Origin of the sequence: Streptomyces sp. NPDC001890 (genome assembly GCF_042891445.1) — a bacterium.
GTDB lineage: Bacteria > Actinomycetota > Actinomycetes > Streptomycetales > Streptomycetaceae > Streptomyces.
Genome location: NZ_JBIATE010000022.1, coordinates 95257 through 105005, shown reverse-complemented (window position 1 = coordinate 105005; position 9749 = coordinate 95257). Strand labels below are relative to the sequence as shown.

Genomic DNA, 9749 nt, shown 5'->3' with positions numbered 1-9749 from the left:
GCGTGGGCGTGGCCCTGGCTGCCGTAGCCGATGACCGCGACCTTGCGGCCCTGGATGATGGACAGGTCGGCATCGTCGTCGTAGAACAGCTCGGCGGGCATGGTGCTTCTCCTTGGTCTGTGGAACGTGAGGGTGTGCGGACGGGACTTCACGGGCACGGGCTATGCGCTTCGCGCCTCGGTGGCGGCCGAGGTCAGGGGGATCGGGCGGGCCTCGCGGGCGGAGCGGTCGGCCAGGGCGCGGGAGCCGCGGCCGATCGCGATGGCGCCGGACTGGACGAGTTCCTTGATGCCGAAGGTGGCGAGCATCCGGAGCATCGCGTCGAGCTTGTCGCCGGAGCCGGTCGCTTCGAGGGTGACGGCGTCGGGCGAGACGTCGACGGTTCTGGCGCGGAACAACTCGGCGATCTGGATGATCTGGGCCCGGGTGCCGTTGCCGGCGCTCACCTTCACCAGGACCAGTTCGCGCTGGACGGCGGAGTCCGCCTCCAGCTCGACGATCTTGAGGACGTTGACCAGCTTGTTGAGCTGCTTGGTCACCTGTTCCAGGGCCAGTTCGTGGTCGACCCTGACGACGATGGTGATGCGGGACAGCTCGGGATGTTCGGTGGTGCCGACCGCGAGCGAGTCGATGTTGAAGCCGCGGCGGGAGAACAGGGCGGCGACACGGGCGAGGATGCCGGGTGTGTCCTCGACCAGGACGGAGAGCGTGTGCTGGGACATGTCGGAGGGTCCTCTCAGTCGTCCGCGTAGTCGCCGAAGTCGGGGCGTACGTCGCGTGCGGCCATGATGTCGTCGTTGGAGGTGCCGGCAGGGACCATCGGCCACACCATCGCGTCCTCGTGGACGATGAAGTCCACCACGACGGGGCGGTCGTTGATCGCGTTGGCCTTGTCGATGATCGCGTCGAGCTCGTAGGGGTTCTCGCAGCGCAGGCCCACACAGCCCATCGCCTCGGAGAGCTGTACGAAGTCCGGGACCCGGGTGCCGTGATGGGTCGCTGATCCCACTCCGCGGGTCGATCCGGTGGTGGCGTTGGTGGCGCCGTCGTGCAGCACGGTGTTGGAGAACCGCGCACCGTAGAACAGGTTCTGCCACTGGCGGACCATCCCGAGCGCACCGTTGTTGATGATCGCGACCTTGATCGGGATGTTGTTGAGCGCGCAGGTGACGAGCTCCTGGTTGGTCATCTGGAAGCAGCCGTCGCCGTCGATCGCCCAGACGGTGCGGTCGGGACGTCCGGCCTTGGCGCCCATCGCGGCCGGAACCGCGTACCCCATCGTTCCGGCGCCACCCGAGTTGAACCAGGTGCCCGGTTCCTCGTGCGGGAGGAACTGCGCCGCCCACATCTGGTGCTGGCCCACGCCGGAGGCGAACAGCGTTCCTTCCGGGGCCAGTCGGCCGATCCGTTCGATGACCTGCTGCGGGGCGAGCAGTCCCGGGTCGGCGGGCAGTTCGTAGCCGCGCCGGTAGGTGGCTCGCCAGTGGTTCAGCTCCCGCCACCAGGTGTCGTAGTCGCCGGCACGGCCCTCGGTGTGCTCGGCCCGGACGGCCTGGACCAGGGCGAGCAGGACCTCGCGGGCGTCCCCGACGATCGGCACGTCGGCGACCCGGTTCTTGGAGATCTCGGCGGGGTCGATATCGGCGTGGACGACCTTGGCGTGCGGGGCGAAGCTGTCCAGTCTGCCGGTGACCCGGTCGTCGAAGCGGGCCCCCAGGGCGACGATCAGGTCGGCCTTCTGGAGTGCGGCGACCGCCGCGACGTCCCCGTGCATGCCCGGCATCCCCACATGCTGCGGGTGGCTTCCGGGGAAGGCGCCCAGCGCCATCAGGGTGGTGACCACGGGGGCGCCGGTCAGCTCGGCCAGGGTGCGCAGTTCGGCCGTGGCCCGTGCCTTGAGCACCCCGCCGCCGACGTAGAGGACCGGGCGGCTCGACGCGCTGATGAGGCGGGCGGCCTCGCGGATCTGTTTGGCGTGCGGCTTGGTGACCGGGCGGTAGCCGGGCAGGTCCGTCCTGGGCGGCCAGCGGAAGGTGGTGGCCGCCTGGAGGGCGTCCTTGGTGATGTCGATGAGCACCGGTCCGGGGCGGCCGGTCGAGGCGATACGGAAGGCCTCGGCGACCGTGCGCGGGATGTCGTCGGCGTTCGTGACCAGGAAGTTGTGCTTGGTGATCGGCATGGTGATGCCGACGATGTCCGCCTCCTGGAAGGCGTCCGTGCCGATCGCGGCGGAAGGGACCTGGCCGGTGATCGCGACCAGCGGCACGGAGTCCATGTACGCGTCCGCGATCGGGGTGACCAGGTTGGTGGCGCCCGGACCCGAGGTCGCCATGCACACCCCGACCTTGCCGGTGGCCTGTGCGTAGCCGGTGGCCGCGTGCCCGGCGCCCTGCTCGTGGCGGACCAGCACATGACGGACCCGGTCCGAGTCCATCAACGGGTCGTACGCCGGAAGGATGCAGCCGCCGGGGATGCCGAACACGGTTTCCGCGCCGGCCTCTTCGAGCGAGCGGATGAGGGACTGGGCGCCCGTCACGTGCTCGGCGCCGGTGTCGGGCTGCCCGGTGGTACGGGGCAGCACTTGCGGGAGGAGGGCCGCGGGGGCCTGCTGCACAGCGTTTGACATCGTCAGTTCCAAAAGTCCGTAGGAGTGTTGGTGAGGACGTATCGGTGATCGGCAGCCGCGGCGGGAGCGGCCGGGTGGTGCGTGCCCGCCGCCGGGTGATCACCGAAACGGTGCACCCGGCGGACCCGGCGGGTGGTCAGGGCGGGGTTCTCGCCGTCTGGAGGGCGTCGCAGTCGTGCCGTACGAGATCGAGACCGGCGAGCCTGCGGACGAGCGGTCCTTCGACGGTCAGCTCGCCGCGTACCGCCACCGCCGCCGCGTAGCCCCGGTCCACCGGTACGTCGAGCAGGGTCCAGCCGGACGGCGGGTACGGCCCCTCGGGGCGCCCCGAGCCGACGTAGTCGAGCGCGGGGTCGCGTCCCAGGCCCGTGCCGAGGCCCTTGAGGTAGGCCTCCTTCCGGGTCCACAGCCGGGCCAGGGCCCGGGGCCGGGCCGGCGGGCTCAGTGCCGCCAGTTCGGCCTGCTCGTCCACGTGCAGCATCGCCGCGAGGTCGGCGGTGCCGTCCTCGTCCGGCACCAGTTCCACATCGACCCCGATGGGGGCCGCCGCGGTTCCGACGACGGCGAGGTCGCCGCGGTGGGACAGCGAGAAGAACAGCCGGTCGTCGGCATCGAGCACGGTGGGCCGGCCGTGCGGTCCGCCGCAGCAGGGGCAGGTGTCCCGGCCGAGGTGGACGTCCTCGGGGCGCAGGCTCAGGTACGAGCCGAGCAGCCGGCGAAGGGCGACATGCGCGGCTGTGAACCGGGTCCGGTCGGCGGCGTGCATGAGGGTGGCGGCACGTTGACGCTCGGTCGCGTCGAGTACCTGTTCGTCCAGGATGCCGAGGGGGACATCCGAGACCCTCAGGAGCCAGAGGTCGAGCGAGCCAGGGGGTGGCAGCTCGCGGACGACCCACGGCAGGGCTTGTTCCACGGGGTCTCTCCTGTTCGTACGAGAGTGACAGGCGAGTCGGGTCTCACGGCGTGGCCGGCGCGACCGGGAGGTCCCGCCTTCGGCGCAGCGGCCCGATCAGGAGGAGCAGCGGGGTCAGGGCGAGTCCCGCGGTGAGCAGCCACAGGGCGGGCCGCAGACCGAGGGCGGTGCCGAGGATTCCGCCGAGCAGTGAACCGAAGGGAATGGCGCCGAAGTTCGCGACCGAGACGCTGGCCGAGACGCGGCCGAGCAGCTGGGGCGGACAGTAGCGCTGGCGGAACGCTCCCTGGATCACGTTGGCGAGTACGACGCCGAGCGAGAGGATCGCGCTCCCGACCACCAGTGCGGACAGGGTCCAGTCCATCCTGGTCAGCGGGATGAGCAGGGCGAACGGGGCGCTGGCGATGGTGGCGACCAGCAGTCCGCGGGCCGATCCGAACCGTGCGATCAGGCGTTTCGCGGTGGTGGCTCCGAGGATCCCGCCGATGCTGCTCGACGCGAGGAGCCAGCCGGTGGCGCCTTCGGGGACCCCGAGTTCACGGATGATGAAGACCGGCAGGATCGCCGCCTCGGCCGTCAGCAGCAGGTTGGTGGCGGTGCCGTACAGGGTGAGGACGCGCAGGTAGGGGTCTTTGAAGGTGTAGTGCAGGCCCTCCTTGATGTCCTGTCGCAGGGCCCGGTGCCGCTCGGGTTTCTCCGGGAGCGGTTCCTTGCTCCGGATGCCGAGCAGGCACAGCGCGGAGACGAGGAAGGTCGCCGAGTTGACGAGGAGGCCGGAGGCGGCGCCGAAGGCCTGGGCGAGCAGGCCGCCGCCGCCCAGCCCCGCGACCTGGGCCACCGACTCGCTGCCCTGGAGCTTGGCGTTGGCCTCCTGGAGGTCCTCGGGTTCGACGAGGGAGGGCAGGTAGACCTTGTACGAGATCCCGAAGAACACCGCGGCGAAGCCGTTGATCAGTGCCACGGCCAGCAGTTGGGTCATCGTCAGGACCCCGAGCCAGCCCGCCACCGGAACACTGGCGAGCAGTACCAGTGGGACCACGTTGCAGATCAGCATGATCGGCCGGCGTCGCATCCGGTCGACCCAGGCACCGGCGGGCAGGCCGATGAGCAGCCAGGGCAGCCAGGGGGCGGCCGCCAGCGCGCTCACCCAGAGCGTGCTCGCGTCGAGCGTCACCACGGCCACCAGGGGCATGGCGACCCCGGTGATGTTGATGCCGACGCGGTTGGTCGTCTCGCCGAGCCACAGCAGCCGGAAGTCGTGGTGGCGGCGCAGTCCGCCGCGCGGCGGCGGCCGGTGCTCCTGGCCCGGTGCGCGTTCGGTCAGGCGGGCCGACATGATGTCACCGCCTCGGTCACGGCCCGCGAGAGCAGCGCTCCGGCGTCGGACCAGCGGGTGCGCCGGTGGTCCGATTCGGCCCTGAGCGCGTCCCGTCGGGCGTTCAGGGCGCGGATCCCGTCGGCCGTGGAGCCGGGTCCGCCGCCGTGGGCGCACGCCGCGGCCACCCGGTCGGGGGCCAGTCCGCCCTCGTCGACGGCGGCGAAGCGGGCCGCGGCCACCAGCGAGCGGCCCGATTCCAGGGCGCCGAGCACGGTCTCGCCGACCAGATGGTGCGCCGCCCGGAACGGTGTCCCGTCCAGTACGAGCCGTTCCGCCAGGTACGTGGCCGAGGTGAAGCCGTCCACGGCCCGCTCCGTCATGCGTGCGCGTTCCGGTTCGGTGCCCGCCACCACCAGGCTCAGCAGCGTCACCGCGTCGGTGGTGCTGCTCAGTCCGGGCCAGAGGTGCCGTACGGCCTCGGTGCCGACCGCGATGGCGTTGGTGTAGCCGCCGGTGGTCATCGCGGACGCCGCGCCGACGAAGGCGCCGAGGCTCGCGGTGGATCTGCCCTGGATGTGTTCGAGCAGGAACGGGTTGCGCTTCTGCGGCATCATCGAGCTGGATCCGACGAGGGTGTCGCCCACCCTCAGCAGCCCGAACTCCTCCGAGGTCCAGGTGCTCAGGTCCCGCCCGGCGCGGGCCAGCGCGACACCGAGTACGGCGGAGGCGGACAGCAGGTCCAGCACGAAGTCCCGGGAGGCCACCGCGTCGACGGAGTTGGGGGCGGCGGAGCCGAAGCCGAGCAGTTGTGCGGTGCGCCCGGGATCGATGGGGACGGACGTCCCGCCGATCGCGCCGGCGCCCAGCGGGTTGACGTCGATCTGGCGTCCGGCGTCCAGCAGCGACTCGTACGCGCGCAGCACCGCGCCGGCGACTCCGGCGAGGTAGTGGCCGTAGCTGATCGGCACGGCCGGCTGGCCGTGGGTGTAGGCGGGCATGATCACGTCGCGGTACTCCTCGGCCTTCGCCAGGAGCACCCCGGCGAGCCGGTCGACCGCGTCGAGCAGGGCCAGGTAGGGGCCGCGCGTCTTCAGCCGGGTGGTGGTGGCGTTGAGGTCGTTGCGGGACCGGCCGGTGTGCAGGATGCCGCCGGTCTCGTCGCCCAGCTTCCCGATGAGGTGGCCCTCGTACGCCAGGTAGACGCCGCGGGGCATCGGGGTGGCCCTGACCGGTGCGAAGTCCTGGTCGCGCAGTTCCTCTACGGCGCGCAGCAGGGCGGCGGCCCGGTCGGCGTCCACGATGCCGCGCTCGGTGAGCATGATCAGGTGGGCGCGGTCGACCTCGCTGATGCAGCGCAGCTCCTCGCCGAGTCCGTCCGCGGTGTCCGGCAGGTACTGGTCGTAGACGATGCGGTGCGCCTCGGCGTCGAGCGCGGCCTTGAGCCGGCCGGTGTCGACGCCGTGTGCCGTCGCTGCGGTCATGCGAATGCCTCCTGTGTGTGCAGGTCCGCGTAGGTCACGGCCCCGCCGAGCAGCGCCACGGCCCGGTCCGCGGCCTCGGCCGCCCGTACCGACCGGTCGGCGACGGCGATGGCGTGGCCGACGCGGCCCCGGAAGTCCTCGGCGGGACCGACGGGTTCGCCCGGGGCGCGGTAGAGCACCGCCTCGACGGTTCCCGGGACCGTGCGGGCCCTGGCGACGGCTTCGGTCAGTGCGGCGGACGGGGCGACGATGCCGTCCTGTTCCGCGGTGAGGAACCGGATCGAGGCGCGGGCGTATCCGGTGCGTTCCAGCTCGGGGGCGGTGCCGAGGGCGGCCAGCACCTGGGCGCGGACCAGGTCGATCCCGCAGGCCCGGCGGACGAGTTCGGGAATCATGCCGCCGGCCAGCCTGGGGTTGACCTCGATGACCTGGGCGGTCCGGGGCCCGGTCAGCCGGAGTTCGACATGGGCGGCTCCCCAGCCGAGGCCGAGTGCCCGCACGGCGCGTACGGCGGTCTCGCGCAGGGCGATCTCCTGTTCGCCGGGCAGGGCGGCCGGCACGTCGTGGCCGGTCTCGACGAAGACCGGCAGCGCGCCGACGTGCTTGGCGACGGTGACGACGGCTTCGGTGCCGAACACCTCGACGGAGTACTCCGGCCCGGTCAGGTACTCCTCGACCAGGATCCGGCTGGGTGCGGCGATGCCGCGTTCGTTCACGGTGGCGGCGAGCAGCGTCCCGGCGTGCTCGGCGACCTGGTCGAGCCCGGTGCACAGCCGTACGCCCAGACTCCCCGATCCCTGCACGGGTTTGACCACCACGGGCAGTCCGATGGAGCGGGCCGCGGCGAGTGCGTCGGGGACCTCGGCGACGACGGCGAAGTCCGGCGATCCGACGCCCGCGTCGGTGAGCATCCGGCGCTGTTCGGCCTTGTCGCGGCAGGCGCGGACGGCTTCGGCCGAGGGGCCGGGCAGTCCGAGCCGGTACGCGAGGGCGGCGGCGGCCGGCACGTAGTACTCGGAGCTGGTCAGGACGCCCGCGATGGCGGCGTCGTCCTCCAGGGCGCGGACGGTCGTCCACAGCGCGGTCTCGTCGCTGGTGTCCACGACGACGGTCCGCAGCCGGTCCTCGGCGGCGTACGGGTAGCGGTCCGGGTCCGCGCACAGCAGCACGGGCACCACACCGAGTTCGGCGGCGCGCCGGGCGAACAGCCGTCCCGTGCCGGTGGTGTTGCTCTCGACCAGGAGCAGCAGGCGCTCGCTCATGAGCCGACCACCGGCATCACCACGTCGTCGAAGCCGCGGCGGGCCCACAGCAGCCGGGACCAGGCGGCGGTGGCGTCCAGCGGGTGCTCGACGGTGAGCGGGCCGCCGGTGGCGGGGGCGGGGACGATCCCCTGCTCGCGCAGCCAGTTGTCGTTGTAGACGGTGGACTGGTAGCGGTAGCCCTCGTCGGGGAGCACCATCACGACGGTGCTCCCCGGGTTCTGCTCGGCCCACCACGAGGCCACCTGGAAGGAGGCACCGCTGGTCGGGCCCATGAACAGGCCGTGTGCGCGGTAGAGCTCGTGGGTGGCGTGGAAGGCCTCGGGGGCCGTCACCCAGTGGACCTCGTCGTACGCGGCGTGCTTGACGTTGCCCGGGTGGATGCTGCTGCCGAGCCCGCGCAGCATGCGGGGCCCGTCCGGGCTGCCGAAGATGATGCTGCCCTGGGTGTCGACGCCGACCAGGTGCAGTGCGGGGCCGGTCTGGCGCAGCGCGGCGGCGAGTCCGCCGGTGGAGCCGCCCGAACCGACCGGGCCGACCAGGCAGTCCACGGTGCCGACGGTGTTGCCGATCAGGTCGGCGACGACGCCGTACGCGCCGGGGTTGTCGGGGTTGTCGTACTGGCCGGGGACGAAGGCGTCCGGGTGCTGCCGGCGCAGCTCGGCCACGCGGGCGAGCCTGGCGCCCTGGATGCCGCCGGGCTGGCCGGTGTGCTCGACGATCTCCACCGTCGTGCCGAGCATTTCGAGCCGGGTGCGCAGGTCCCGGTCGATCGCCGAGTCGCCGACGATGGTCAGCGGGTAGCCGCGCAGGCGGCAGACCATGGCCAGGCCCAGGGCGAAGGTGCCGGAGGAGGTCTCGATGATCCGGGTGCCCGGGGAGATCAGGCCGGCGGCCTCGGCGCGGTCGAGTATGTAGCGGGCGGGCAGCAGCTTCATCAGGCTGAAGGCCGCCGCGTAGAGGTTGTCGGTCACCTTGATGATGCGTGGCAGCTCCGTCGCCTCCACGATCGAGGAGTGAGCCTTGGGGAGGGTCGTCGTCGTCATGTCAGTCACCCGTTGTGTAGTTCCACTGCTCGTGAATTCCGAGCTCTTGCAGGAGGTCCTGGGCCAGGCCGGTCCGCGCCTCGACCTCGGGGTCGTCCCGGTCGAAGAGGAGGCCGGCGATGTCCCCGCTGTGTGCCGCCTGTACGCCGACGGCCCCGGTGGTCCGCGCGATGTCCCGGATGCGGTCGAGGTCCGGGATCGGCAGATGACGCTGGTTGATCTCCGTGCTGGCCGTGGCCACGGTGCCGAGCAGGGCCACGTCCTTCATCTGGATGGCCTCCCGGAGCATGGCCTGCAGCCGGGTGAAGAGGTCGATCTCGTCCTGCCCGTAACGGGCCGGGGAGAGGGTCAGAGTGTCCACGCCCCGCCCGCCGCTCTCGGGGCGTGAGCCGAAGCCGAGGACCCGCAGGGCCGGCATCCGGTAGCCGAAGTCCTCGATGACCGTGCCCTCGCGCTGGGCGAACAGGACGGTGGACTCCTCGAACATCAGGGAGTCGGAGGCGGTCTCCGCGCGTACCGCGATCCGGGCGACGTCCTGCGGCGGCAGCGGGCTGACGAACGCATCCTTCACCGCCCAGATGGCCGCGAGCACATCGCTCGTGGAGGAGCCGAAGCCCCGGCACAGCGGTACGTCGCCGGTCAGGTCGAGGTGACCGCCCGGCAGTTCGGCGCCCGGCGGCGTCACGGCGCGCACCGCGAGTTCCGCCGCGCGCCGGGCCTTGCCCTTCCAGTCCGGCGTCACGGTGACCTCGGCGCCGGGAGCGGGGATGAAGGTCGCGCGGGTCGCGTGAATGGTGCAGGGAAGTGTGACGAGACCTCGGGTGAGCCCGCCGTCGCCGGTGAACACGCCTTGCAGGATCTCGCCGTGGTGGACGGGGGCTGAAGCTACCCCGACACGCCAGCCGGAATGATCAACCATTTCCTTGACTTTCTGTTGCCGGGAGCCGTGGCCTGCGGATGGCTTCACGCTATGCAGGCCGGAACCCGTCGCCCGGCGGCATGAGCGGCAGCCCGCGGGCAATTGGGAGCCCGGGGGCGGCGGCGCACGCGAAGGTGCCCGGGTCCGCCGTCGTGGCGGGCCCGGGCACCGGGGTGGGGCTCCG

Annotated in this window: 9 protein-coding genes; all 9 read right to left on the bottom strand. The window is 71.9% G+C overall.

Features of this window, described 5'->3' with window-relative positions; translation table 11 throughout:
* On the bottom strand, positions 1-101 hold a 101-nt coding region (locus ACFYY1_RS34490; protein WP_350986285.1), incomplete at its 3' end, for a hypothetical protein.
* A gap of 60 nt (positions 102-161) precedes the next feature.
* Positions 162-722: an acetolactate synthase small subunit gene (ilvN, locus tag ACFYY1_RS34485; protein WP_388592571.1), complete on the bottom strand. Its 561-nt coding sequence runs from the start codon at positions 720-722 to the stop codon at positions 162-164.
* 14 nt (positions 723-736) lie between these two features.
* Positions 737-2626, bottom strand: coding sequence for an acetolactate synthase large subunit (locus tag ACFYY1_RS34480; RefSeq protein WP_388592568.1), 1890 nt, complete (start codon positions 2624-2626; stop codon positions 737-739).
* A gap of 136 nt (positions 2627-2762) precedes the next feature.
* Positions 2763-3539 (bottom strand): 4'-phosphopantetheinyl transferase family protein, encoded by a 777-nt coding sequence (locus ACFYY1_RS34475; protein WP_388592566.1) that lies wholly within the window; start codon positions 3537-3539, stop codon positions 2763-2765.
* A 43-nt stretch (positions 3540-3582) separates the two neighbouring features.
* Positions 3583-4875 carry an MFS transporter gene (locus ACFYY1_RS34470; RefSeq protein ID WP_388592563.1) on the bottom strand — a complete coding sequence of 431 codons (1293 nt, stop codon included), beginning with the start codon at positions 4873-4875 and terminating at the stop codon, positions 3583-3585.
* Complete coding sequence (gene argH / locus ACFYY1_RS34465) at positions 4860-6338, bottom strand: argininosuccinate lyase (RefSeq protein ID WP_388592561.1); 1479 nt, start codon at positions 6336-6338, stop codon at positions 4860-4862. Before argH ends, ACFYY1_RS34470 begins: the two co-directional genes overlap by 16 nt.
* The gene (locus ACFYY1_RS34460) at positions 6335-7600 is read right to left on the bottom strand and encodes an ATP-grasp domain-containing protein (RefSeq protein ID WP_388592559.1); all 1266 of its coding nucleotides are present in this window, start codon (positions 7598-7600) and stop codon (positions 6335-6337) included. Before ACFYY1_RS34460 ends, argH begins: the two co-directional genes overlap by 4 nt.
* Positions 7597-8646 (bottom strand): PLP-dependent cysteine synthase family protein, encoded by a 1050-nt coding sequence (locus ACFYY1_RS34455; protein ID WP_388592557.1) that lies wholly within the window; start codon positions 8644-8646, stop codon positions 7597-7599. Before ACFYY1_RS34455 ends, ACFYY1_RS34460 begins: the two co-directional genes overlap by 4 nt.
* 1 nt (position 8647) lies before the next feature.
* On the bottom strand, positions 8648-9565 hold the full coding sequence (locus ACFYY1_RS34450; RefSeq protein WP_388592556.1) for a kinase: 918 nt from the start codon (positions 9563-9565) through the stop codon (positions 8648-8650).
* Positions 9566-9749: the final 184 nt, after the last annotated feature.